The organism is Streptomyces sp. NPDC030809, assembly GCF_055572195.1.
Map to the genome: position 1 here is coordinate 52906 of NZ_JBVIDV010000030.1, position 24463 is coordinate 77368.

General features: G+C 74.9%; 18 protein-coding genes and 1 tRNA gene. 11 read left to right on the plus strand and 8 right to left on the minus strand.

Annotation, left to right across the window (positions count from 1 at the left end):
• Window position 1: 1 nt before the first annotated feature.
• Entirely contained in the window at window positions 2–415 is a 414-nt protein-coding gene (gene msrB, locus ACZ407_RS30760; protein ID WP_468134027.1) for a peptide-methionine (R)-S-oxide reductase MsrB, read from the plus strand.
• A 137-nt stretch (window positions 416–552) separates the two neighbouring features.
• On the opposite strand, the gene ACZ407_RS30765 is transcribed toward msrB, so the two are convergent.
• Window positions 553–981, minus strand: a complete 429-nt coding sequence (locus ACZ407_RS30765; protein WP_468134086.1) for a Fur family transcriptional regulator — start codon at window positions 979–981, stop codon at window positions 553–555.
• Between the two features lie 248 nt (window positions 982–1229).
• Between ACZ407_RS30765 and katG the strand changes: the two genes are divergently transcribed.
• The 5 genes from katG (at window position 1230) to ACZ407_RS30790 (ending at window position 7606) form a co-directional block, all read left to right on the plus strand.
• Window positions 1230–3455 carry a catalase/peroxidase HPI gene (gene katG / locus ACZ407_RS30770; RefSeq protein WP_468134029.1) on the plus strand — a complete coding sequence of 742 codons (2226 nt, stop codon included), beginning with the start codon at window positions 1230–1232 and terminating at the stop codon, window positions 3453–3455.
• A 231-nt stretch (window positions 3456–3686) separates the two neighbouring features.
• Window positions 3687–6122 (plus strand): sensor histidine kinase, encoded by a 2436-nt coding sequence (locus ACZ407_RS30775; protein WP_468134031.1) that lies wholly within the window; start codon window positions 3687–3689, stop codon window positions 6120–6122.
• On the plus strand, window positions 6119–6523 hold the full coding sequence (locus tag ACZ407_RS30780; RefSeq protein WP_468134033.1) for a roadblock/LC7 domain-containing protein: 405 nt from the start codon (window positions 6119–6121) through the stop codon (window positions 6521–6523). The genes ACZ407_RS30775 and ACZ407_RS30780 overlap by 4 nt, the downstream gene beginning before the upstream one ends.
• Window positions 6523–7011 (plus strand): DUF742 domain-containing protein, encoded by a 489-nt coding sequence (locus tag ACZ407_RS30785; RefSeq protein ID WP_468134035.1) that lies wholly within the window; start codon window positions 6523–6525, stop codon window positions 7009–7011. Before ACZ407_RS30780 ends, ACZ407_RS30785 begins: the two co-directional genes overlap by 1 nt.
• Complete coding sequence (locus tag ACZ407_RS30790; protein ID WP_468134037.1) at window positions 6998–7606, plus strand: GTP-binding protein; 609 nt, start codon at window positions 6998–7000, stop codon at window positions 7604–7606. The genes ACZ407_RS30785 and ACZ407_RS30790 overlap by 14 nt, the downstream gene beginning before the upstream one ends.
• Window positions 7607–7758: 152 nt before the next feature.
• On the opposite strand, the gene ACZ407_RS30795 is transcribed toward ACZ407_RS30790, so the two are convergent.
• From ACZ407_RS30795 to ACZ407_RS30805, 3 genes are all read right to left on the minus strand, one after another.
• Entirely contained in the window at window positions 7759–8592 is an 834-nt protein-coding gene (locus ACZ407_RS30795) for a hypothetical protein (protein ID WP_468134039.1), read from the minus strand.
• Window positions 8592–9863: a VWA domain-containing protein gene (locus ACZ407_RS30800; protein WP_468134041.1), complete on the minus strand. Its 1272-nt coding sequence runs from the start codon at window positions 9861–9863 to the stop codon at window positions 8592–8594. The genes ACZ407_RS30795 and ACZ407_RS30800 overlap by 1 nt, the downstream gene beginning before the upstream one ends.
• Window positions 9864–9976: 113 nt before the next feature.
• Window positions 9977–13189 (minus strand): hypothetical protein, encoded by a 3213-nt coding sequence (locus tag ACZ407_RS30805; RefSeq protein WP_468134042.1) that lies wholly within the window; start codon window positions 13187–13189, stop codon window positions 9977–9979.
• Between the two features lie 219 nt (window positions 13190–13408).
• On the opposite strand from ACZ407_RS30805, the gene ACZ407_RS30810 reads away from it, so the two are divergent.
• The gene (locus ACZ407_RS30810; RefSeq protein WP_468134044.1) at window positions 13409–15469 is read left to right on the plus strand and encodes a phosphocholine-specific phospholipase C; all 2061 of its coding nucleotides are present in this window, start codon (window positions 13409–13411) and stop codon (window positions 15467–15469) included.
• A 131-nt stretch (window positions 15470–15600) separates the two neighbouring features.
• The gene (locus tag ACZ407_RS30815) at window positions 15601–16356 is read left to right on the plus strand and encodes an alpha/beta fold hydrolase (RefSeq protein ID WP_468134046.1); all 756 of its coding nucleotides are present in this window, start codon (window positions 15601–15603) and stop codon (window positions 16354–16356) included.
• Window positions 16357–16429: 73 nt separating this feature from the next.
• On the opposite strand, the gene ACZ407_RS30820 is transcribed toward ACZ407_RS30815, so the two are convergent.
• A tRNA-His gene (locus ACZ407_RS30820) sits at window positions 16430–16502 on the minus strand.
• A 172-nt stretch (window positions 16503–16674) separates the two neighbouring features.
• Between ACZ407_RS30820 and ACZ407_RS30825 the strand changes: the two genes are divergently transcribed.
• Window positions 16675–17166 (plus strand): GNAT family N-acetyltransferase, encoded by a 492-nt coding sequence (locus ACZ407_RS30825; protein ID WP_468134048.1) that lies wholly within the window; start codon window positions 16675–16677, stop codon window positions 17164–17166.
• Window positions 17167–17554: 388 nt separating this feature from the next.
• On the opposite strand, the gene treZ is transcribed toward ACZ407_RS30825, so the two are convergent.
• Window positions 17555–19300, minus strand: a complete 1746-nt coding sequence (treZ, locus tag ACZ407_RS30830) for a malto-oligosyltrehalose trehalohydrolase (RefSeq protein WP_468134050.1) — start codon at window positions 19298–19300, stop codon at window positions 17555–17557.
• A 105-nt stretch (window positions 19301–19405) separates the two neighbouring features.
• Here treZ and ACZ407_RS30835 point away from each other — a divergent pair, with 105 nt between their 5' ends.
• Both ACZ407_RS30835 and ACZ407_RS30840 read left to right on the plus strand, forming a co-directional pair.
• Entirely contained in the window at window positions 19406–19966 is a 561-nt protein-coding gene (locus ACZ407_RS30835) for an FHA domain-containing protein (RefSeq protein WP_468134052.1), read from the plus strand.
• Window positions 19967–20036: 70 nt separating this feature from the next.
• Window positions 20037–20579 carry a GNAT family N-acetyltransferase gene (locus ACZ407_RS30840; protein WP_468134054.1) on the plus strand — a complete coding sequence of 181 codons (543 nt, stop codon included), beginning with the start codon at window positions 20037–20039 and terminating at the stop codon, window positions 20577–20579.
• On the opposite strand, the gene ACZ407_RS30845 is transcribed toward ACZ407_RS30840, so the two are convergent.
• Window positions 20569–21843 (minus strand): M14 family zinc carboxypeptidase, encoded by a 1275-nt coding sequence (locus ACZ407_RS30845; RefSeq protein ID WP_468134056.1) that lies wholly within the window; start codon window positions 21841–21843, stop codon window positions 20569–20571. The genes ACZ407_RS30840 and ACZ407_RS30845 overlap by 11 nt on opposite strands.
• A gap of 75 nt (window positions 21844–21918) precedes the next feature.
• Window positions 21919–24381 carry a malto-oligosyltrehalose synthase gene (gene treY, locus ACZ407_RS30850; protein ID WP_468134088.1) on the minus strand — a complete coding sequence of 821 codons (2463 nt, stop codon included), beginning with the start codon at window positions 24379–24381 and terminating at the stop codon, window positions 21919–21921.
• Window positions 24382–24463: the final 82 nt, after the last annotated feature.

Here is a 24463-nt window from a genome sequence, read left to right on the forward strand (position 1 = left end):
CATGCCGTACGAGATCGAGAAGAGCGACGAGCAGTGGCAGGCGGAGCTCACCCCTTCGGAGTACCAGGTGCTGCGGCTGGCGGGCACCGAGCCGGCCTTCCGCGGTGAGTACACCGACACCAAGACGGCCGGGGTCTACTCCTGCCGCGCCTGCGGGGCCGAGCTCTTCCGCTCGGACACCAAGTTCGACTCCCACTGCGGCTGGCCGTCCTTCTACGACCCGAAGGACAGCGACGCGGTCGAGCTGCTCGCGGACACCTCGCACGGCATGGTCCGCACCGAGGTCCGCTGCGCCCGCTGCGGCTCCCACCTCGGCCACGTGTTCGAGGGCGAGGGCTACGGCACCCCGACCGACCAGCGGTACTGCATCAACAGCATCTCGCTGCGCCTGACCCCGGACGCCGACCAGGGCTGACGGCGCGCGCCCGGGTTTCGGGCGGAGGCGGAAGGAGGGGCGGCCGGTCCCGCGGGGACCGGCCGCCCCTTCGTGCTGCCCTGAGCCCGCCGCCGCGGATGCGTCCCGAGGCGGCCGGCCCGGTGCAGGCGGCCCGCTCAGGCCCCGGCCGCGGCCCCCGCGCAGGACGGGCACAGGCCGCGGTAGGTGACCTCGGCGGCGGCGACCGCGAAGCCGAAGCAGCGGTCGGGGGGCAGGGCGGCCAGGGGGTCGCCGGTGGGGTGGACGTCCCGGATCGTGCCGCAGCCCGAGCACACCAGGTGGTGGTGCGGGCGGTGGGCGTTCGGGTCGTAGCGCTTGGCGCGGCCGTCGGTGGACAGCTCGACCACCTCGCCCAGCGAGACCAGCTCCCCGAGGGTGTTGTAGACGGTCGCCCGGGAGATCTCCGGCAGCCGGGCGGTGGCCGCCGCGAGGACCTCGTCCGCGGTGAGGTGGATGTGCTCGCCGTCCAGCACCTCGGCGACCACGCGGCGCTGGGCCGTCAGCCGCCAGCCGCGTCCGCGGAGCCGCTCCAGCAGGTTACTCATGGTCACCAGCCTAACGGTGCAGTGTCCGAAGAATGATTTCGTGCGGGTCTTGTTGTCGTATTGACTTGGAATGAGTCCATCGTAGGATCGAATCCGGTGACAGCCAAGGAACAGAACAAGACCGAGTACGGGCGCCGCGCCGCGGCTCCCGGCCCGGCCGCGCCGCGGTCGCCACGAGACGACCGCGTCCGGCTGTTCCCCCGCCCTCGATAACCGAGCCGTGATCCGCTCAGTTCGGAAGGATTCGCATGTCCGAGAAGCACGATGCAGACGTCGTCGCCGCGACGGAGGGCGCCGGCGGCTGCCCGGTCGTCCACGGGCGCGCCCCGCACCCCACCCAGGGCGGCGGCAACCGCCAGTGGTGGCCGGAGCGGCTCAACCTGAAGATCCTCGCCAAGAACCCGGCCGTGGCGAACCCGCTCGGGGCGGACTTCGACTACGCCGAGGCGTTCAAGAGCCTCGACCTGCCGGCCGTGAAGCAGGACATAGCCGAGGTGCTCACCACCTCGCAGGACTGGTGGCCCGCCGACTTCGGCCACTACGGCCCGTTCATGATCCGCATGGCCTGGCACAGCGCCGGCACGTACCGCATCAGCGACGGCCGCGGCGGCGCCGGAGCCGGCCAGCAGCGCTTCGCCCCGCTCAACAGCTGGCCGGACAACGCCAACCTGGACAAGGCCCGCCGCCTGCTGTGGCCGGTCAAGAAGAAGTACGGCCAGAGCCTCTCCTGGGCCGACCTCATGATCCTCGCCGGCAACGTGGCGCTGGAGTCCATGGGCTTCAAGACCTTCGGCTTCGCCGGCGGCCGCGCCGACGTCTGGGAGCCCGACGAGGACGTCTACTGGGGCCCCGAGACCACCTGGCTCGACGACCAGCGCTACACCGGCGACCGCGAGCTGGAGAGCCCCCTCGGCGCCGTGCAGATGGGCCTCATCTACGTCAACCCCGAGGGCCCCAACGGCAACCCGGACCCGGTCGCGGCCGCCCGCGACATCCGCGAGACCTTCCGCCGCATGGCCATGAACGACGAGGAGACCGTCGCCCTCATCGCCGGCGGCCACACCTTCGGCAAGACCCACGGCGCCGGCCCGGCGGACCACGTCGGCGCCGACCCCGAGGCCTCCCCGCTGGAGGCCCAGGGCCTGGGCTGGGCGAACAGCTTCGGCACCGGCAAGGGCGCCGACACGATCACCTCCGGCCTGGAGGTCACCTGGACCAGCACCCCCACCCGCTGGGGCAACGGGTTCTTCGAGAACCTCTTCGGCTACGAGTACGAGCTGACCACCAGCCCGGCCGGCGCCCAGCAGTGGGTGGCCAAGGACGGGGCCGGCGCGGGCACCATCCCGGACGCGTACGACCCGTCCAAGAGCCACGCCCCGACCATGCTCACCACCGACCTGGCGCTGCGCTTCGACCCGGCCTACGAGCAGATCTCCCGGCGCTTCCTGGAGGACCCGGACGCCTTCGCCGACGCCTTCGCCCGCGCCTGGTTCAAGCTGACCCACCGCGACCTCGGCCCGGTCGTCCGCTACCTCGGCCCGGAGGTCCCGTCCGAGGAGCTCATCTGGCAGGACCCGCTGCCGGCCCGCACCCACGAGCCGGTCGACGCCGCCGACGTCGCCGACCTCAAGAGCCGGATCGCGGCCACGGAGCTGACGGACGCCCAGCTGGTCTCCACCGCCTGGGCAGCCGCCTCCTCCTTCCGCGGCAGCGACAAGCGCGGCGGCGCCAACGGCGGCCGCATCCGCCTCCAGCCGCAGGCCGGCTGGGAGGTCAACGAGCCCGAGCAGCTCGCGTCCGTGCTCCGCACCCTGGAGGGGGTCAAGGCCTCCTTCGACGCGGCGCAGACCGGCGGCAAGCAGGTCTCCCTGGCCGACCTCGTGGTCCTGGCTGGCGGCGTGGGCGTGGAACGGGCCGCCGCGAAGGCGGGCTTCACCGTCGAGGTGCCCTTCTCGCCGGGCCGCGTGGACGCCTCGCAGGAGCAGACCGACGTGGAGTCCTTCGCCGCGCTGGAGCCCACGGCCGACGGCTTCCGCAACTACCTCGGCAAGGGCAACCGCCTGCCGGCCGAGTACCTGCTGCTCGACAAGGCGAACCTGCTGACGCTGAGCGCCCCCGAGCTGACGGTGCTCGTCGGCGGCCTGCGCGTGCTGGGTGCGAACCACCGGGACTCCAAGACCGGCGTGTTCACCGACACCCCCGGCTCGCTCACCAACGACTTCTTCGTCAACCTGCTCGACCTGGGCACGACCTGGCGGCCGACCTCCGCCGACGCCCACACCTTCGAGGGCCGCGACGCCTCCGGCGAGGTCAAGTGGACCGGCTCCCGCGCCGACCTGGTCTTCGGCTCCAACTCGGAGCTGCGCGCGGTGGCGGAGGTGTACGCGAGCGACGACGCCAAGGAGAAGTTCGTGAACGACTTCGTCGCGGCGTGGGCCAAGGTCATGGACCTGGACCGGTTCGACCTGGTCTGATCCCCGCACCGCCCCGGCACTGAAGTCCAGGCCGGCCCGCACGGGCCGGCCTGGACTTTCTGCTGCGCCCGCGCGGGCAACTCGCCCGCCCATAGCACGCGCAGGCCCCCGAAACAATCTCTCCGATTCCTCGGCGTGGCTGGATATGATCAGCGCTCCTGCCCGGGCCGTACCCGCTGCGGCCCGCTCCGGTTCGCCCCCCGCGCGTCCCCCAGCAGCTCCCGAGGACCGATGTCTGCCACTGAACCCGAAGGCCCAGCAGAGCCGTTGAAGCGGCGCCGGCGGCGGCGCACGGTACGCCTGCGCACCCTGCTGATCTGGCTCGCGGTGGTACCCACCGCCGCGATGGGGACGCAGACCGTGGTCGATGCGGACCGGCTGCTGGCGAGATCCGGCCACCTGCGCGCCGACGTGGAGGCCGGCCGGCAGCTCGGCGAGCCCCTGCTCAGGCTCATGACCGGCATGCAGGAGGAGCGGACCGCGACGGCCGGCTGGTGGGTGGACGCGCCCCTGGCCGCGGCCGAGCTGCGCGAGGCGCGCGCGGCCACCGACCGCGCCGCGGCGGACTTCCGGAGGCTGACGGGCGCCGGACCGCAGCGCTCGCCCGAGGCCGACCGGCTGGTCCGCGAAGTGGCCGGCGGGCTGGACGTGCTGCGGCCCCAGCGCGAGCGGACCGACGGGCGGATCGGCGGCCCGGAACTGGCCATCGCGTACTACACCGACGTGATCGACCGCATGATCCGCCTGTGCCAGGAGGGCTTCAGCCACGCCGAGGACTCCGGGCTGGGCCAGGCGAGCCGCTCGGCCGTGGCCCTGCTGTCGGCGTACGAAACGGTGGCCCGCGAGGGCTCGTTCCTCGCCCTGGCCGGACCCTCGGGCCGGCTGACCACCTCCGAGTTCGCCGGGTTCGTCGAGGCCGTCGGATCCCACCGGTACCTGTACGACACCGCGATCGTGCCCTATCTGCCCGACCGCGAGCGGGTGTTCTACGACCGGATCACCGCGTCGAGCGCCTGGCGGACCAAGCTCCGCATCGAGAACGCGGTCATCGCCGACCACAAGGACGTCGGGTCCGGGGTGCGGCTGCCCGCCGAAGTGGCGGGCTGGCGCGTCGCGTACGAGCAGTTCGCCCCGCGGCTGTCCGAGCTGAGCGCCGGCCGCTGGCGGGCGGTGCTCGTCGAGGCCGACGCGGACGCCGCCGGGATGGAGCGGGAGGTCTGGTGGCTCGTCGGCACCAGCGGCGGGGTGCTGCTGCTGGTCGTGGCCGTCGTCGTGCTGACCACCCGCTCGCTGCTGCGCCGCCTCGACGGCCTGCACCGGCGCACGGTGGCCATCGCCGAGCAGGTGCTGCCCGACGTGGTGGGACGGCTGCACCGCGGCCAGGACGTGGACGAGGGCGCCCTGCCCGCGATCCGGGGGGACCGGGACGAAGTCGGCCGGATCAACGACGCGTTCGCCCGGGTCGTCGCCGTGTCCGTGGACGGGCACCGGCAGCTCGCCGCCGAGCGCCAGGGCTTCGGCATGTTCGCCTCCGGCATCGCCTCCCGCACCGGCAACCTCGTCAGCCGCCAGCTGAGCCTGACCGAGGACCTCCAGGACGCCTTCGGCCACGACGAGGCCCTCCTCGCCCAGCTGATGCGCGCCGACCAGCTGACCGTGGGCATGCGCCGGCAGATCGAGAACCTGCTCATCCTCTCCGGCGGCGAGATACCCGACCCGCACGCCGAGCCCATGCGCGTGGCCGACCTGCTGCGCGAGGCCGCCGCCGAGGTGGAGGACTTCCGGCGGATCGAACGCCAGGCCCTGGACGAGGCGAGCGTGGAGCCGCACGCCATCAGCCAGATCAGCCACCTCCTCGCGGAACTCCTGGACAACGCCACCCGGTTCTCCCCGCCCAAGTCCAAGGTGGTCATCCGCGCCGAACTGGTCGCGGACGGCCTGTCCGTCGAGATCGAGGACCGCGGCCCGCGGGTCGGCAGCGCCCGCTACGAGGAGATGAACCGGCGCCTGCACACCGCGCCGCCGTACTCCGTACTCGCCGAGAACGCCCACCGGCTCGGCCTCTTCGTGGTCGGCCACCTCGCCGACCGGCTGGGGGCCACCGTCACCCTGCGCCGCTCGGTGTACGGGGGCACCTCGGCCGTGGTCATCCTGCCCGGCTCCCTGCTGGCGGACGCGGGCGAGCAGCCGCCTTCGGCCCGGCCCGCGCCGGAGCGGATCCCCGCCGCGGGCGCGGCGCCCGTACCCGATCCCGTGCGGGATCCCGTACCGGCCGGTGCGGTCGCGGCGGCCGCCGCGGGCGCCCCCGTCCCGGCACGCGCCTCCGGACCGCAGGCCGCTGCCGAGCCGCTGCCGCCCACCGCCGCCGGGCTGCCCGGCCGCCGCCGGACCGGCCCGCCGCTCTCCGCCGCACCCGGACCGGACGGGCCCCCGCAGCCGCAGCGCCCGGTCGCCCTCAGGTCCGTCCCCGCGCAGGCCCCCGCCCGCCCGGCCCTGCCCGAGCGCGTCCCGCAGACCCACATGACGGCGCAGCTGCGCGCCCCGCGCCCCGCGGAGCCGGACCGCGGCCCGGACACCGCCACCCCCGAAGAGGTGGCCGACGCCTGGGCGGACTACGAACACGGGACCCAGACAGTGGAACAAGAGCTCAGACGGGATCAGCCATGACGACCGCATCCAACGACATGATCTACAGCGTCCTGGACAACAACCTCAGCCGGATCGCCGGCATCCAGGGAGCGGTGCTCCTGTCCAACGACGGGATCATGCTCAGCGCCTACCTCCTCGACCGGGACCAGGCCGAGCGCATCGCCGCCGCCTCCTCGGGGGTCGCCGCCACGATGAAGGCGATATCCCGGGAGCTCGAAGGCGGCCGGGTCATCCGCCAGCTCGTCGAGATGGACGACCGCTACCTGTGCATCGTCGGGTGCGGGGAGGGCAGCACGCTGATCGTGGTCACCTCCCGCAAGGCCCGCCTGGGCGAGCTGGGCGGCGAGGCGGTACGCACCGCCCAGGCGCTCGGCGAGTGGCTCGGCACCCCGCAGCGCGCCCAGGTCCCCACGGCCTGATGCCCGCCGCCGAGGAGCAGCCGCAGCCGGGGCGCCGCCGCGCGGCCGCACGCGGACCGGTACCGGAGCCCGGTCCGGAAGCCGGTCCGGACACTGGCCCGGACACCGGCCCCGGCGCGGTCCCCGAGCCCGCGCGCCCGTGGGGCCGCCGCCGGACGCGCCTGTACGCCCTCACCGACGGGCGCACCGGCACGGCCGGGCACACCGCGCTCACGATGGACACCACCATCACGGCCGCCGCCCGCCCGGAGGCCGCCGGCGGGCTGCCCACCGAGTGGCGGGCCGTGCTCGCCCTGTGCCCGGCCCCCGGCGGGCGGGCCGTCGCCGAGCTCGCGGCCCGGATGCACATGCGGCTCACCCCGATGACGCTGCTCCTCGGCGAACTCGCGGACCGCGGGCTCGTCCACCACCGGCCGCCCCTGTCGGGGGCCGAGACCACCAACGTCCACCTGCTCATGAGAATCAGGGACAACCTTGCCCGGATATGAGACCTCCGCCGCCGAGGCGGCCCCCGTCAAGATCCTGATCGCCGGAGGCTTCGGAGTCGGCAAGACCACCCTGGTGGAGGCGGTCTCCGAGATCGAGCCGCTGCGCACGGAGGAGCGGCTGACGGCCGCCGGCGTCGGCGTGGACGACCTGGACGGCATCGAGTCCAAGGCGGTCACCACCGTGGCCATGGACTTCGGCCGGCTCACCCTCACCGACGCCGGAGTGGTCCTCTACCTCTTCGGCACCCCGGGGCAGGAGCGCTTCTGGTTCATGTGGGACGACCTGCTGAACGGGGCGCTCGGCGCGGTCGTGCTCGTCGACACCCGCCGCCTGGACCGCAGCTTCGCCGCCGTGGACTTCTTCGAGAGCCGGGGCCTGCCCTTCGTGGTCGGCGCCAACTGCTTCCACGGCGAACAGCCCTACACCGCCGCGGAGATCGCGGCCGCCCTGCACCTGCGCAACCCCAACACCCCCGTCCTGATGCTCGACGCCCGCGACCGCGGCGACGTGCGCACGGTCCTGGTCTCCCTCCTGGACCTGCTCATCGCGGACGCCGCGGCGAAGTCCGGGGTCGGAGCGCCGGCCACCGTCTGACCGGCACCGGCACCGGCACCGGCACCGGCACCGGCCGACCGGGCCGTCCGACCGCCACCGTCCGACCGGCAGCGCCCGGGATGCGCCGGAGCCCCTCCGCCGGCCGCGGTGTGCGGCCGCCGGAGGGGCTCCCGTACGCAGGGCTGCCGAGGTCAGGCGCCCGGCGGCAGGTGCGAGGGGCGGCCCGTGCCGCGGGTGAGTCGGTAGCCCCAGATGCCCGCGAGGGCGGCCAGCAGCCCGCCGACGGCCGTCCACAGCCAGCGGTCCGTCCACCAGCCCGAGGCCCAGCCGTCCTCCGGCTCCCCGGAGAACAGCGTGGCCACCGTACGCCCGGCCGTCCCGCCGGATCCGTCCCCGGCCCCCGCACCGGCCGCGATGCCCGGCACCAGAGGCTGGGCCAGCGAGCCGTCCACGGCCGCCGAGCCGCCCGCCTCCTCGGTGGCGACCGAGACCTCGGCGTGCACCGGCAGGCCCTGGTCGGCCTTGGCCAGGCCCACGGCCGTCAGCCGGACGTAGTACGTGCCCGGCAGCGGGTCCACGGCCCACGGCTCGGTCCAGGCCCGCACCGTCCGCAGCGCGCAGACCAGTTCGACCGCGCGCTCGCCGGCCGCCGCGGCCCGCGTGGTGACCCCGTACCGGCAGGCCTGCCGGCGGCGCAGCCCGTCGTACACGTCGAGCTGCCAGGCAGAGGAGGACCGCCCGGCGGCGGTCTCCGGCAGCCGGACCTCCGCCCGCACCGTGGGCTGCTGCCCGGCGTCCGCGGCGAAGGACCAGTACAGGTAGTCGCCGGTGGAGGCGTCGGCGCTGCCGCGGCCCTCCGCGGGGATCTCCCCGGCGGTGCGGAACGAGGTACCGGCCTCGGCGGGCCCGGCGGCCGCGCCGCTCGCCGACGCGGACGGGGACGGGCCGTCGGCCGCGGCCGGACCCGCCCCGGCCATCAGCACGAGTGCCGCGGCGGCGCCCGCCACGATCTTCTTGACACCCATCAGTTGGTCCTCCACACGGTCACGCGCCAACGCGAGATCCAGCCCCACAGCAGGCCCCCGAGGAACCCGGCCAGTACCAGGACCACCAGCAGCCACCAGCCGCGGCCCAGCCCGAACGCGGCCACGTCCGAGGCCTCGTCGGGCCCGTCCACCACGTCCACGGTCAGTTCCACGGGGAAGCCGGGACTGGTCTTCACCCCCGGGGCGGGCGCGTACGAGTTGCTCACGCGCAGGCACACGGTCTCCGCGGCGGTGTCCTCGGCATCGTCGGACTCCGCTTCCGGCCGCGGGTACCGCAGTCCGGTGGAGATCACGTCGGTGCGGCCGTCACCCGACTCCTGCCCGCGGACGATTTCCCGCCCGTACAGGGTCGTGGCGCGCAGCAGCACCCCGTAGTCACGCCCCACCGCGCGGTCCGCGGCCACGCTCACCGAGGCGCGCAGCTCCTGGCCGGGCTTCAGCGAGACGCGGTACCAGCGGTGCGCGCCGAACTCCTCGCGGTCGCTGTACAGCCCGGACTTCAGCTCCGGTGCCTTCGTGCACTCGGCCGCACCCTCGACGGCCACCGGGGTGACCTCGGGTTCGGCCGCCCGGTCCACGAGTTGGTTCACGCGCCGCGAGAGGTCCTTCTTGTGCCGGACCGCGGTGTACGTGCCGCCCGTCGCGGACGCGATGCAGCTCAGCTGCGCCTGGGTCTTGGCGTCGGGCACCAGGCCGAGCGTGTCGATCGTGATGTGGATGCCCTCGGCTGCGATCTCGCGCGCCACCACGCACGGGTCGAGCGGGGCGCAGGTGTCCTCGCCGTCGCTGATGAGGACGATCCGCCGGGCGCCCTCGCCGCCCTCCAGGTCGTCCGCCGCCTTCAGCAGGGCGGGGCCGATCGGGGTCCAGCCGGTGGGCGCCAGCGTGGCCACGGCGGTCTTGGCGTCGGTGCGGTCCAGCGGGCCGACGGGGTAGAGGAGCTGCGTGTCCTTGCAGCCCTCCTGCCGGTCGTTGCCGCGGTACTGGGCGCCGAGGGTCCGTATCCCGAGCTCGACCTCCGAAGGGGTCGCGTCGAGCACCTCGTTGAACGCCTGCTTCGCCGCCGCCATGCGGGAGCCGCCGTCGATGTCCCGGGCCCGCATGGAGCCGCTGACATCGAGCACCAGCTCGACCTTCGGCGCCGCGTCCCCGCCCGGTTCACCCGCGAAGGCGGGACCGGGCTGAAGTCCCATGGTGAGCGCGGCGAGCAGGACCCAGAGCCATGCCGCCGGCCGCAGTTTAGTGATCACCGGCGGATCCTATTGACCGTCAGGCGCTGGGCCAAACGGGCGGCGGGCCCGGCGCCCCGACATCCGGACGCCGAGCCTCCGCCGGAACGGGCGCCCCGGCCGCGCCCGCCCGTTCAGCGGAGGAGGTCCCAGATGCGGACGGTGCCGTCGGAGGCCGCCACGGCGATCCGCCGGGCCGCGTGGTCGAAGGCCATGGCGACGGCGCCCCGCAGATGCCCCGTCAGGACCGGTCCGCGGCGGACCCCCGTATGCGTGTCGAGGACCTGGACGCCGCCCCCTTCGTCGCCGTACGAGGAGCCCGTGTCGATCGCGGCCAGCCGGCCGTCGTCGCTGAGGGCTGCCACGGTCTGCGTGTTGCACACGGCGGGGAAGGACCGGCGGCGGCCCGTGCCCAGGTCCCAGACCGCGAACGCTTCGCAGTCCCCGGTGCTCTGCAGGTCGGCCACCACCGTACGGCCGGAGTTGAACGTGTACAGGCCCTGGCACCCCTTCCAGTCGCGCAGCGCAGGCAGCCGCCGCAGCACCCGCCGGGCCGTCACGTCCCACAGCAGCGGCGCGGGGGCGCACGGTGCGACCAGGACCACGGGATGCCCGCCGCCCCGCCAGTACACCGCCGCGTCCGGGTCGTGGTCCGGGCGCACCCGGTACGCGGTCCCGCGCTGCACGTCGAGCACGTCGACCTCGCCCTCGGCGAGGAGTCCCCGCAGCTCCGGGGGGACCGGGGAGCGGAACAGCTCCCTCGACAGGTCCACGGGCCGGAGCCGGACCGGCGGCCCTCCCGCGACCCGCTCGCCCGTGTCCGCGTCCCAGCGTTCGACCGCCCCGGCCTGGGAGGTGTACAGCCGTCCGCCCTCGAACCACAGGTGGTCCGGCCGCAACCGGGGCATGAGGGTGGCACGCGCGGTGTCCGGGGGCACGGCCCGGGCCGGCGGCAGCGCGAGGAGCGCGCACACCGGCAGCAGGCAGACCGCCAGGACCAGGGCGAGCCGCCGGCGCCCCGCCGGCGCCTGCGCGGGCCCGGTGCCCGGGTCCCGTCCGCCCGAGGCGTTCACCAGGGTCTCCTGGATCCGCACGTGCCGGAACCGGTACAGCCCGCCCGACTGCCGCAGCACACCCCGCCGGTGGGCGTCCGCCAGGAAGCCCATCAGCCGCCACGGCAGCCGCCCCCGGGCCGCACCGATCAGTCGGAGCAGCGCGAACCGGGTCCACGCCCGCGTCAGCAGCGTCAGCAGGGCGGTGACCAGGCCGGGGAGCACGCAGCAGACCGCGATGAGCACCGGGGCGTCACCGAGGCCGTCGGACGCCCCGAACCGCGCCGCCTCGGTGCGGAACTGATGGGCCAGCAGGTCGGTGGTGCCCGGCTCGTGCGCCCAGCCGTTGGACGCCGCCCCCACCACCGTCGCCACCGCGGCGCACAGCACCAGCGTGGGGAACGCCAGCAGGGCGACCACCGCACCCGCGGCCAGCGCCCCGGCCAGCGCCGAGTTGCGGTCCTCGCGCAGCGAGCCCGACGGGTTCGAACGGGCCGCCTGCCCGGGCGGCGCGTCCAGGAACTCGTACACCGCCAGCGCACAGGACACGGCGGTCATCACCGCCACCGCGAGGTTCTGCACCGTGACCAGGATGCCCGCCGAGTCCTGCCCCCAGCCCTGGGAGACCAGCACCAGGGCCAGTGCTCCCAGCACGGCCGCGGCCGGGACCGCGGTGAAGGCGAGCCCCGCCAGGAACCCGCGGCGCAGCCGGGGCCCGGCGCCCCGGATCGTGACGGCGGGCCTGCCCGGGCGCCGGTCGGCCGTCGCGAACCAGACGATCATGGCCAGCAGGGCGAAGCAGCCCCCGACGGCAGCGCCCTGCCCGTCCTTGAACTCGTACGCGGACAGGCGGGCGGTGAGCACGCCGGTGAACACCCACAGCAGGATGCCCAGCCCCAGCCCCACCCCGGCCGCCGCCCACGCCGAGAACAGCCGACCCGGCATCAGCCACCAGGCCAGGTCCTGCTCCCGGTGCCGGTGCAGGTAGAGGGCGAGGGAGGAGAGCCAGGCGCGGGCCCGGTCCGCCTCCGCCGCGGGCAGGTCCGCGTACGCGGCGTCCACGAACCGCTCCACGAGGTGGTCCTCGACGGCGTGCCGGCTCGGGAACCGTGCCGGGTCGGCGAGTTCGGCCGGGCGGCCGGCGGACCGCTCGTACCGGGAACGGGCCACCGAGATCATCAGCGGGGTGGAGAGCGCCAGGGCCACGGGCCCGCCCGGATCCGTGCGCAGCGCCCCGAACACCGGCCCCCAGTCGGTGCCCTCCGGCCACTCGGCGTCCGCGAGGTAGCCGATCGCGTCCTCGGCCGCCACCGGGGCGATCTCCACGACCGGTGCCCGGCGCAGGGCGGGGGAGCCGCCCTCGATCACGTCCTCGTACTCGGCGCTCCGGCAGGTGACCACCACCGGCCGGTCCGTGCCGAGGGCCCGGTTCAGGGCCCGGACCGCTCCGCGGCGGGCCGATTCGGGGATCTCGTCCAGCCCGTCGAGCACCGGCAGGAGGAGCCCGTGGGACAGCAGGGTCCGGGGGATCTCGGTGCGTCCGGCGTAGTACGCCCCGGCCACGGTGCGCACGAGCCAGTCGTCCAGGTCCTCCACGACGGGGTCCCAGGAGGACACGGGCACCAGGACGGGGACCGGGCGGACCGCCTCGCCGCGGTCCGCGGCGGCGAGCAGGCCGAGGGTGAGCAGCATGGCCAGCACGCTCTTGCCGGCGCCGGGTTCGCCGAGGACCACCAGGCGCCCGCTGTCGATCTGCCGGTACCCGGCGGCGAGCCGGGCGGTGGCCTCTTCGAAGCGGCCGTCGAGCCGGCCGTCGAGCCGGACCCGCAGGATCCGGCCGGCGGGGGAGGCGCGTGCACCCGGGATCCGGGCGGCCGGCCCGCCGCGGGGCGGGCCCCCGGCGGGGACCCGTTCGCCGCCCGGGCCGGCCGGCGGATCGGCGACCTCGCGCCGGGTCGCGGCCCAGGCGAGCGGCAGCACCCGCGGATCGCGCAGCCGCCGGGCCGCGGCCTCCTCCAGCCACTGGGCCCGTACGGTCCGTCCGAGGTCGTCGGCGAGTGCCGCCGGGTCGGGCGCCGGCTGCTCCGTCCCGCGCAGGAACTCCACGAGGCTGAGCAGGAATCCGGCGAGGCCCAGGAAGAAGCTCAGCACGCTGGCGAGGGAGTCGCCGGTGCCGAGGTCGAGGCCCTGGAACACGAGGAAGAGCAGGAGCCCGAGGGCACCGAAGGCCAGGAACAGGAACGTCCGGATCCGTCGCCGCGGCGTGCGTCCCCCCGGCCGTGACATGGCAGCCATGCCACCGATGATGACAGTGCGTCACCCCGGCCGACCAGGTGTGGCGGCGATCTCCCCCGCGCAGGTGACGGGCGTGGCGCACGGGCCGTCCGGGGGCTGCGGAGTCGGGCGTTCTCCTGGCGTACGGCCGTGCGTCACGGGGCAGTCTCCGGGCGGTACCACGCACGAGCTGTTCTGAGTCCGCCCCTCACCCCCTCACCCGCAGAGGTCAACTCACCCATGGCTGAACTCGACCGCCGTCGTTTCCTCCAGCTCGCCGGTGGCGGTGCCGCCGCGCTGACCATGCTGTCCGACAGCATCGCGCGCGCCGCCGCCATCCCCGCCCAGGGCGCCACCGGGACCCTCCAGGACGTGGAGCACATCGTCGTCCTGATGCAGGAGAATCGTTCCTTCGACCACTACTTCGGCGCGCTGAAGGGCGTGCGCGGCTTCGGCGACCCCCGTCCGGTCACCCAGCCGAACGGCAAGTCCGTCTGGTACCAGTCGAACGGCAGCAAGGACGTCCTGCCCTTCCGCCCGCAGGCGGACAACCTCGGCATGCAGTTCATCCAGGACCTCAACCACGACTGGGCCGGCGGCCAGAAGGCCTTCAACAAGGGCAAGTACGACCAGTGGGTGCCCGCCAAGACCGCCACCACCATGGCGTACCTGACCCGCGAGGACATCCCGTTCCACTACGCCCTCGCGGACGCCTTCACGATCTGCGACGCGTACCACTGCTCGTTCATCGGCTCCACCGACCCGAACCGCTACTACATGTGGACCGGGTACACCGGCAACGACGGCACCGGCGGCGGGCCGGTCCTGAACAACGCCGAGGCCGGCTACGGCTGGACCACCTACCCCGAGCGCCTGGAGGCCGCCGGGGTCTCCTGGAAGATCTACCAGGACATCGGCGACGGCCTCGACGCCGCCGGCTCCTGGGGCTGGATCAACGACGCCTACCGGGGCAACTACGGGGACAACTCCCTCCTCTACTTCAACAAGTACCGGAGCGCCCAGCCCGGCAGCCCGCTCTACGAGAAGGCCCGCACCGGCACCAACGCCAAGGCGGGCGACGGGCTCTTCGACGTCCTGCGCGCCGACGTGCAGGCCGGCCGGCTCCCGAAGATCTCCTGGATCGCCGCCCCCGAGGCCTTCACCGAGCACCCCAACTGGCCCGCGAACTACGGCGCCTGGTACATCGCCCAGGTACTGGACGCGCTGACCTCGAACCCCGACGTGTGGTCCCGTACCGCCCTCTTCATCACCTACGACGAGAACGACGGCTTCTTCGACCACGTCGTCCCGCCGTTCGTGCCCTCGGGCCCCGGCCAGGGCCTGTCCACCGTGGCCACCGGGCCGGACTACTTCCCCGGCAAGACCGGCTACGTCGCGGGCCCGTACGGGCTGGGGCAGCGGGTCCCGATGCTGGTGGTCTCGCCCTGGAGCAAGGGGGGCTACACCTGCTCCGAGACCTTCGACCACACTTCCGTCATCCGCTTCATGGAGCAGCGCTTCGGCGTCCGGGAGCCCAACATCTCGCCCTGGCGGCGGGCCGTCTGCGGGGACCTCACCTCCGCCTTCGACTTCAGCCGCCCCGACGCCGCGCCGCCCGCCCTGCCGCCCACCGCGGGCTACTACCCGCCGGACCGCAACCGGCACCCCGACTACGTGCCCGCGGCCCCCGCCACCGGCACGATGCCCCGCCAGGAGGCCGGGGCCAAGGCCACCCGCCCGCTCAAGTACGCCCCGTACGTGGACGGCGCGGCGAACACCGGCACCGGCAAGTACCAGCTGACCTTCAGCGGCGGCCCGCAGGCCGGCGCCCAGTTCCTGGTCACGGCCACCAACCGGACCGACGGCCCCTGGACGTACACCACCGAGGCCGGCAAGTCCCTCGCGGACTCCTGGAACACCCAGTACTCCAAGGGGGTCACCGACCTCACCGTCCACGGCCCCAACGGCTTCCTGCGCCGCTTCCGCAGCCCGGGCAAGACGGCCGGACCCGAGGCCACCGCCCGCCACAACGCGGCCACCGGCGCCCTCGACCTGACCTTCACCAACGCCTCCGCCGCGGACGCCCACCTCACCGTGACCAACGCCTACGGAGGCGCCCCCCAGACCTTCACGGTCCGGCCCGGGGCCGCCGTCACGGCCTCGCTGGACCTGCGGAACACCCGCAACTGGTACGACGTGACGATCGTGTCCGCCGAGGACGCCACCTTCCTGCGCCGCCTGGCGGGCAAGGTCGAGACCGGCGCCGCGGGCCTGTCCGACCCCGGCATCCTCACGGTCTGACCGGCTCCCGCACCCGTGCGGCGGGCGCCGCCCCGGCACCCCGCGGTGCCCGGGCGGCCCCCGTCCGGTTGAGCGCGGGCGGACGGGGCAGACCCTACGGCGTCAGTCCTCGGCGAACGCAGGGAGAACGCATGGCCATCGCCCACCGGATCACCGGATCGGGACCCGTCCGCGTCATCGTGCTGCACGACTGGTTCGGAACCTCCGCCAACTGGGGTTCCGTACTGGACTACTTCGACCCCGAGCGGTTCACGTACGCCTTCCTCGACTACCGGGGCTACGGCGACCGCAAGGAGGAGACCGGCCGCTACAGCGTCCCCGAGATCGCCGAGGACGTGCTCGCCCTCGCCGACGAGCTCGGCTGGGAGCGCTTCTCCCTGGTCGGCCACTCGATGGGCGGCAAGGCGATCCAGCAGGTCCTGGTCCGGGCTCCCGAACGGGTCGAGCGGCTCATCGGGCTCGCGCCCGTGCCCGCCGCCCCGTACGAGATGGACGACCAGGCGCACGCCCTGTTCTTCGGCGCCGCCGAGGACCCGCAGAAGCGGCGCGCCATCCTCGACCTGGTCACCGGCAACCGGGCCAGCGGCCACTGGCTGGACCGGATGGTCGCGCACTCCCTGGAGGTCTCCCGGCCCGAGGCCTTCGCCGGCTACCTCGCCAGCTGGCAGTCCCTCGACCTGTCCGCCGCCGTCAAGGGCAGCACCGTGCCCGTGCTGGTGCTGGTCGGCGCGTACGACCTGGCCCTGACGGCGGAGGTGATGCAGGCCACCTGGCAGGTCTGGTACCCGAACGCCGAGGTCCGGACCCTGCCGGGCAGCGGCCACTACCCGATGCACGAGACCCCGGTGGCCCTCGTCACCGAGATCGAGGCCTTCCTCACCGCCTGATCCGGCGGGCGCGGCAGACCCCGGAAACGGCCGAGGGGCGTACGAGAAGATCTCGTACGCCCCTCGGGCGAAGGGTGAGTGACGGGACTCGAACCCGCGGCCACCTGGACCACAACCAGGTGCTCTACCAACTGAGCTACACCCACCACGAAGGACGGCGCTGCCGTCGTTCGATGTGCACGCACAGCATAGCCGATCAGCGGGGTGCTCCCGCGCCGCCGTGGACGCCGTCGCGGGAATCTGTGACCGGCCCCACACGGCGGGAACCCGTCGCCGCCTCATAGGCCAAGCAGGCGGTCCTGTGATAGTCACACTCGCATGGATGACTTGGTAACCGAACGGCTGGTCCTGCATCCGATGAGCGCCGAGGAAGCGGAGCGCCTGCTGGCGCCCGGTCCTGCCGACGCCGCCGCCTGGGCGCCCGGGTATCCGGCCGAGGTGGACGCGATCGGCGCCCGGAACTTCCTCAGCACCTGCGAGGAGACCGGCAACCCACAGCCCTTCGGGGCGTACGAGATCCGCCGCCGCGCCGACGGGCTGGCCATCGGAGGGCTCGGGTTCCACGGTCCCGCGGACGAGGAGGGCAGCGTCACCATCGGATACGGCCTGATCCCCTCGGTGCGCGGCGAGGGCTACGCCACCGAGGCGGTCCGGGCCCTGCTGCGGCTGGCCCGCGAGCACGGGGTCCGCCGGGTCCGCGGGGACACCGCCCACGACAACGTCGCCTCCCAGCGGGTCATGACCGCCGCCGGACTCCGGCTGGTCGCCGAGGACGACCAGCTGAAGTACTACGAACTCTCCTGGACCTGATCCGGCCTGCGGGCCCCGGCCCCGACCCCGGCCCGGCCCCGCGCAGGGGCCGCCCCGGAGGCCGGGGCCCGCATCCTCGCAGGTCAGGTCCAGATGATGTCGCCGAGCAGCACGGCGCTCCCCCTCCTGTGTCGTTGTGCCCCTGTCACGCCGGCGTCAGAGCCAGACCACGTCGCTGAGCAGCACGGCGGTCACCTCCTCCGTCCGCGCGGGTTCCCCGCGCCTCCCGCCTCAGGTCCAGACCACGTCGCTGAGCAGCATCCCCGTCACCTCCTCCGGTCCTTGGCCCGTCCGGACCAGCGTGCGGCGGGGGGCGGCCCGCGGGCCACGATTCGGCCGTGGCTTAAACGGAGGCGGGTCCGGCGGGAGGGGGCGCCGCACCGGGGGCTCAGTGCCCCAGGACCACCGCGCACTCGCCCGGGAGGTGGATGCGCCCGTACGCGTCCGGGGGCTGGACCGGCTCCCAGGCGGCGAGGACCCGGACCCCGTTGCGGCCCAGGGCGATCGTCACCGGCTCGGGCGCCAGGTTGACCGAGACCCGGACGTCCCCGCGCCGGAAGGTCAGCCAGCGCCGCTCCTCGTCGTACGCCACCCGCACCGCGGCCAGGTCCGGGTCCCGCAGGTCGTGCTGGTGGCGGCGGAGGCCGATCAGGGTGCGGTGCCACTCCAGCAGCCGGGCGTGCGGGGCCTGTCCGCGCTCGTCCCGGTTCAGGCAGGACCGCTCCCGGGTCGCCGGGTCCTGCGGGTCCGGCACCTCCCCGGACCAGCCCTGCGCCGCGAACTCCCGCCGCCGCCCCTCCCGTACGGCCTGCCCGAGCCGCGGGTCGGTGTGGTCGGTGAAGTACTGCCAGGGGGTCGAGGCCCCCCACTCCTCGCCCATGAACAGCATCGGCACGAACGGCCCGGTCAGCACCAGGGCCGCGGCGCAGGCCAGCAGGCCGGGGGAGAGGGACGCCGACAACCGGTCCCCGCGCGCCCGGTTCCCGATCTGGTCGTGGGTCTGCGCGTAGCCGAGGAAGCGGTGCGCCGGGGTGCGGCGCCGGTCCACCGGACGGCCGTGGGTGCGCCCCCGGAACGCCGAGTACGTGCCGTCGTGGAAGAAGCCCCGGGTCATCGTCTTGGCGAGCGCCGCCATGGGGGCCGCCGCGTAGTCGGCGTAGTAGCCCTGGTCCTCGCCGGTCAGCGCGGTGTGCAGGGCGTGGTGGAAGTCGTCGTTCCACTGGGCGTGCAGGCCCAGCCCGCCGGCCGTCCGCGGAGTGGTGGTCCGCGGATCGCACCGGTCCGACTCGGCGATCAGGAACAGCGCCCGGCCGGTCTCCGCCGCCAGCGCGTCCACCGCCGCCGACAGCTCCTCCAGGAAGGTCAGAGCCCGCCCGTCCACCAGCGCGTGCACCGCGTCCAGCCGCAGCCCGTCGATCCGGTAGTCCCGCAGCCAGGCCAGCGCACTGCCCAGCAGGTAGGCCCGCACCTCGTCCGAGCCCGCCGCGTCCAGGTTCACCGCCGCGCCCCACGGGGTGTGGTGGGCCTCGGTGAAGTACGGCCCGAAGGCGGGCAGATGGTTGCCGGACGGCCCCAGGTGGTTGTGCACGACGTCCAGGACCACGCCCAGTCCGTGCTCGTGCGCGGTGTCCACGAACCGGGCCAGCCCGGCCGGCCCGCCGTACGGCTCGTGCACCGCCCAGGGCGCCACCCCGTCGTAGCCCCAGCCGTGCCGGCCGGGGAACGGACACACCGGCATCAGCTCCACGTGCGTCACCCCCAGCCCGGCCAGCTCGCCCAGCCGTGCGGCCGCCGCGTCGAAGGTGCCCTCCGGGGTGAACGTGCCGATGTGCAGCTCGTACAGCACCGCGTCCTGGAGGGGGGTGGCCGGGCCCGGCACCGACCAGACGAACCGGTCGAAATCAACCACGGCACTGGGCCCGTCCGGCCCCTCGGGCAGCCGCCGCCCGCGCGGGTCCGGCCGCAGCACCGGGTCCTCGTCCAGCAGGTACCCGTACCGGTCCCCGTCGGCGGCATCCGCGGCCACCGCCCACCAGCCCGGCCGCTGCGGATCGGGCGCCATCGGATGCGGCGCGCCGTCGCCCAGCCGCAGCGCGACCCGTTCTGCCTGTGGTGCCCACACCTCGAACTGCACGGAAGGTCCCCTCGTAGCGGAGTGACTCACCTGCCGTGGCCCATCATCACCGGCCGGGCGCGGGAGTTCTGGACACTCCGGGCCCGACGGGCCGACAATCACCCTGTGACATCGAGTTTCGAGTTCCCCCTCCGCCCCGCGCCGCGGCTGTCCGATGCCGAGCGCGACCGGGCGCTGGGCCTCCTCAGGGAGGGAGCCGCGCAGGGCAGGCTGTCGCACGACACCTTCATGCGCCGCATGGAACTCGCCCTCGCCGCCCGCCGGTCCGACGAACTCGCCGTGCTCACCGCCGACCTCGTGCCCCACCGGGCCGAAAGCCCGTGGTCCGTGCGGCTGTTCGGCTGGGTCGGCCGGGTCTCCGCGGTCTCCGAGGGGGTCCGCCGGGCCTGGCAGACCCAGAAACTCCCCACCCTGCTCCTGCCCCAGCACGGCCCGCACCCGCTGCGCATCGGCCGGGACCCCGGCAACGGACTGCGCCTCAGCCACGACACGGTCTCCCGGGCCCACGCCGAACTGAGCCTCCAGGGCGGCCAGTGGGTGCTGCGCGACCTGGGCTCCACCAACGGGACCACCGTCAACGGGCGCCGGGTCACCGGCTCCGCGGTGGTCCGCGACGGGGACCAGGTCGCCTTCGGCCGGATGTCCTTCCGGCTCTCCGCGGGCTGACCCGGCTCTCCGCGGGCCGAACCGCGCCCCGCCCGCCGGCCCGGTCCGGTCCCCCCGCATGATGGCGATCATGAACGAGACCCGTCAGACGGACCGGCGCGAAGGGGGCCCCGCCGTGCGGGCGGCCCGCCCCGAGGACCTGCCGCGCATCGTCGAGCTCATGCACGAGCACATCGCCTACGAGAAGTCCGCCCTGCGCCCCGAAGGCCTCGCCGAGCGGCTGCACCCGCTGCTGTTCGGGCCCGGTCGCGAGCCCGGACGGCAGGTCCTCGTGGCGGCCGACCCGGACGGCCGCCTCGTCGGATATGCGGCCTGCGCCCCCGAGTTCTGCTTCTGGGAGGCCCGCCACTACCTGCACATGGACTGCCTCTACCTCGCGGAGGGGGCGCGCGGCCTCGGCCTGGGCGCGCAGCTGATGGCGGCCGTGGCGGAGCTCGCCCGCGAACTCGGCTTCGCCGAGGTGCAGTGGCAGACCCCCGAGTGGAACGCGGGGGCGGTCCGCTTCTACGACCGGCTCGGGGCCCGCTCCCGCCCCAAGCACCGCTACAGCCTGGCCGTCCCGCCGGTTGCGCCGGGCCCGCCCGTACCGCCCGTACCTTCCGTCACCGGCTGAGCGCGGGCAGCAGCCGGTGGGCCGCCACCACCGTCCTCGCCTGGTGCTCCACCTGCGTGGCCACCGGCACCCACCGGGCCCCGAAGCGGGCGGCGAAGGACTCGCAGCCGCCCGCCAGCAGCCGTTCCAGCTCCGGCGCGGCCCGGTGCCCGGCCGCCCGCAGCACCCGCAGCAGCATGGCGGCGACCCGCAGCACCAGCCGCCGCCCGAACGCGTCGAGGGAGCCCACGTACGCCGCACTGGCCTCGGCCGGGGCGGCGCTGCGCCACTCCTCGGCGATCCGCGGGATCAGCGCGAGGGTCCAGTCCACGGCCCGCAGCAGCGGGGCCGCGGCCGGGTCGGCGGGCAGCTCCGGGCGCACCCGGGCCAGTACCGCCCCCACCTGCCGGGCCTCGTCGTCCAGCCGCCGGGCCAGCACCCGCAGGGCCTGCCGGGGGTCGGGATGCGGGGCGGGGTCGTCCACGAGGTCGCTCGCCCACATCGGGACCTCCACCACCGCCGTGGTCCCGCCGTACCGGTGGGCGTGGTACCAGGTGCTGAGCCGGGTGTCCTCGGGGTGGAAGGGTCCGGCTCCGTCCCCGCCCGGCTCCGGCATCACGAAGATGCCGGGGCCCGGCGAGGGCCACCCCGCCGCGTCCGAGGCACTGGTCTCCACCGGGATCCGCAGCTCGGCCGCGGACTTCCCGAAGGGCTCGGCCAGCCCCGGTATGTCCCGGGTCAGCTGCACCCAGCTGCCGCCCAGGTCGGTGCCGTGCAGGGACACCTGGAGGGCCGGCCGCACCTCGTCGATCAGCCGCAGCAGGGTGCGGGTCTCGGGCGGCAGCCGGTCGGGGGCCAGTAAAGAGGGCGCCCACTCCGGCTGCTCCGGCCCGGGCGGGCGGAAGAAGTTCCGGTGGTAGTCGAGCAGGGTGTACGGCCGCGGAGTGCGGTGCAGGGCCGCGCCGTCCGGGTCGGCGCACAGCAGGAAGTGCCAGCCGGCGCCCTCCCGCAGGGCCGGCTCGCGGATCACCTGCCGGGCCAGGGCCAGGGCGGTGGGGCCGCCGGCCGGCTCGTTGGCGTGGGCGCCGGCGACGACGAGCACGTCGCGGCCACCCGCCCCGCCGGGCGGGGACTCACCGGCGGACAGCACCCACAGCGGGCGGCCCGCCCGGGAGGTGCCGGCCTGCCGGAGCCGGACCAGGCCGGGGTGCTCGTCCGCGAGGGCGCGTGCGGTCAGGGCGAGTTCGTGTGCGGTGGGGTAGCACGTGTCACGGGAAAGGGTCACCCCGTTGTGCTGCCCGTCGCACGCACCGCGTACTGCTCCGGCGGGGCTCCTGTTGCCATGCTGTGGCGGGCGCGCTCAGCAGTAGGACTCCCGTACGAGCAGGGCCACCGGCAGCACCCCGAACAACGCACTCACGGGCACCCACCCGGGGCCGACGACCACCCCGCCTGCCTCTTCTTGCCCCTCTTGCCCCTCCTGCGCCACGGACCCCGCCTGCCCCGCGGCGCCCGCCGGTCCGGCCGGGCCCGGCGCCCCCGCCGCCTCCGGCACCAGCGGAACCCAGCGCCCCGGCGGCAGGAGGAGTTCCGTGTCCCGCCAGCCGCCCTCCGCCGACAGCCCGGCCGACAGCCGGGTGACGGCGGTGAGGGCCCCGCCGCCGCGTACGAAGGCCACGCAGTGCCCGGCCGCCGGTCCGCGCACCGCCACCGGCTCGTACGAGCCCGCCCCCGCGGGCCCGCCCGGCAGCGGGGCGAAGAGCTCCGGGCGCCGGCGGCGCAGCCGCAGCGCCGCCCGGGTCACCGCCGTCTTCTCGTCCGGGGCCGGAACGCGGAACGGGGCCCGGTTGTCGGGGTCCACCAGGGCCCGGTAGTCCGCCTCGCAGCCCTGGTAGAGCTCCGGCACGCCCGGCATGGTCAGCTGGAGCAGGGCCGCCCCCAGCGCGTTCACCCGGGCGTGCGGGGCCAGCTCGGCGGCCAGCGCGGCCAGCGGCGGACCGGGCATCGCGGCCACGTACTGCGCGAGTTCCGCCTCGTACGCCTCGTCCGGCTCGGTCCACGAGGTGCGCAGCCCCGCCTCCCGGGCCGCCTTCAGGAGGGCCGCGGTCAGCCGGCCGCGGTCCGCCGCGCCCAGGCCGAGGGCCGTCTGCCAGGCCGTCCAGGCCAGCTGGGGGTCCGGGCCGGCCGGGACCGAGCCGAGGAACTCCGCCCAGCGCTCCGGCAGCTGGGAGAGCGCCGAGATCCGGGCGCGCACGTCGGCGCTGCGCTTGGTGTCGTGCGTGGACAGCACCGTCCCGCCCAGCGGCCAGTCCCGGGCCATCCGGGCGCAGTACGCATGGAACTCCTCGGGGGAGCGGGCCGGCCGCGCCGGATCCCCGCCCACCTCCGTCGCCGACAGCAGCGGCGCGTACCGGTAGAAGGCCCGGTCCTCCAGGGACTTGGCCCGCAGGGCCGCCGCGGTCTGCGCGAACCGGGCCGCGAAGGCCGGGTCCCCGCCCAGCGCGAGGTGCCGTACGCAGTCCACGGCGGCCGCCTCGGCCGGCACGGCGAAGGCCGCCCGGGCCGCGGCCACCGCCTCCGGCGGCAGCAGGTCCGCCGCGTCCGGTTCGGGATAGGGCCGGTAGACCGGCAGCGCGAGCAGCAGCCCGTGCACCGCCGTGCGCAGCGCCCACGGCGCGTGGTCCCGGGCCGCGGCGTGCGGCTCCGCCAGCCGCACCAGGGCGGCCGTCTCGGCGGCCAGGTCGTGCGCGGCCACCTCGGCCCCGGCCCGCCGGGCGGTGGCCTCCCACTCCCCGCCGGCGTCCGGGGCGGCCCCGGTGTACTCCCGGTGCAGCCGCTCCAGCGCCCGGGCCCCCGCCGGATCCGTGAACAGGCCGTCCAGCCGGTGCAGGGCGTCGTACCCGGTGGTGCCGGCCACCGGCCAGCCCGCCGGGAGCCGCTCCTGCGGGGAGAGGATCTTCTCCACGACCGTCCACCGGCCGCCGGTCTCCGCCGCCAGCCGCCGCAGGTACGCCCCCGGATCCGCGAGCCCGTCCGGATGGTCGATCCGCAGGCCGTCGGCCACCCCGTCCCGCAGCAGCTCCAGCACCTTGCCGTGGGTGGCGGCGAACACCTCGGGGTCCTCCACCCGGACCCCCATCAGCTCCGAAACCGTGAAGAACCGCCGGTAGTTGAGCTCGGTCCGAGCCAGCCGCCACCAGCCCAGCCGGTACCACTGCGCCGCCAGCAGCTCCGGCAGCGGCAGCCCGGCCGTGCCGGCGCGCAGCGGGAACTCGTGGTCCCCGTACCGCAGCACGCCCGCCCCGGGCACCGGCACCAGCCGGCCCAGCTCCCCGGCCAGCGGGCCGTGCAGCACCGGCAGCAGCACCCGGCCCCCGCCGGCCGCCCAGTCGATGTCGAACCAGCGCGCGTACGGGGAGTGCGGGCCCTCCCGCAGCACCTCCCACAGCGGCCGGCTGAGCCGCTCCGGGACCGGCACTGCCATGTGGTTGGGCACGATGTCCAGCACCAGGCCCAGCCCGTGGGCCCGCGCCGTGTCCGCCAGTGCCCGCAGCCCGGCCTCCCCGCCGAGCTCCTCCCGCACCCGGGTGTGGTCCACCACGTCGTAGCCGTGCGAGGATCCGGGCACCGCCTCCAGTACGGGGGACAGGTGCAGGTGCGAGACCCCCAGCGAGGCGAGGTACGGCACGGCCGCCGCGGCCGCGGCGAAGGGGAAGTCCGGCTGGAGCTGGAGCCGGTAGGTGGCCGTGGGCGGGGCCGGGGCCCCGTGCGGGGCCGTCTGCTGACGGTCCGTCGGAATCCTGCTGGAGTACTCCTCGGTCATGAGAACGTACGTACCCACCGGCCGCGTTTCCGTGCCATTGCCCAGTGCATTCGGGTGACTCCAGCGCGTTAGCGTTGACCGA

Excerpts from the sequence above, each read along its gene's own strand:
- treY (WP_468134088.1), bottom strand. The coding sequence starts at position 24,381 with ATGACCGAGGAGTACTCCAGCAGGATTCCGACGGACCGTCAGCAGACG.
- ACZ407_RS30785 (WP_468134035.1), top strand. The coding sequence starts at position 6,523 with ATGCCCGCCGCCGAGGAGCAGCCGCAGCCGGGGCGCCGCCGCGCGGCC.
- ACZ407_RS30840 (WP_468134054.1), top strand. The coding sequence starts at position 20,037 with ATGAACGAGACCCGTCAGACGGACCGGCGCGAAGGGGGCCCCGCCGTG.
- ACZ407_RS30780 (WP_468134033.1), top strand. The coding sequence starts at position 6,119 with ATGACGACCGCATCCAACGACATGATCTACAGCGTCCTGGACAACAAC.
- ACZ407_RS30825 (WP_468134048.1), top strand. The coding sequence starts at position 16,675 with ATGGATGACTTGGTAACCGAACGGCTGGTCCTGCATCCGATGAGCGCC.
- ACZ407_RS30765 (WP_468134086.1), bottom strand. The coding sequence starts at position 981 with ATGAGTAACCTGCTGGAGCGGCTCCGCGGACGCGGCTGGCGGCTGACG.
- ACZ407_RS30810 (WP_468134044.1), top strand. The coding sequence starts at position 13,409 with ATGGCTGAACTCGACCGCCGTCGTTTCCTCCAGCTCGCCGGTGGCGGT.
- msrB (WP_468134027.1), top strand. The coding sequence starts at position 2 with ATGCCGTACGAGATCGAGAAGAGCGACGAGCAGTGGCAGGCGGAGCTC.
- ACZ407_RS30775 (WP_468134031.1), top strand. The coding sequence starts at position 3,687 with ATGTCTGCCACTGAACCCGAAGGCCCAGCAGAGCCGTTGAAGCGGCGC.
- ACZ407_RS30805 (WP_468134042.1), bottom strand. The coding sequence starts at position 13,189 with ATGGCTGCCATGTCACGGCCGGGGGGACGCACGCCGCGGCGACGGATC.
- ACZ407_RS30795 (WP_468134039.1), bottom strand. The coding sequence starts at position 8,592 with ATGGGTGTCAAGAAGATCGTGGCGGGCGCCGCCGCGGCACTCGTGCTG.
- katG (WP_468134029.1), top strand. The coding sequence starts at position 1,230 with ATGTCCGAGAAGCACGATGCAGACGTCGTCGCCGCGACGGAGGGCGCC.
- ACZ407_RS30815 (WP_468134046.1), top strand. The coding sequence starts at position 15,601 with ATGGCCATCGCCCACCGGATCACCGGATCGGGACCCGTCCGCGTCATC.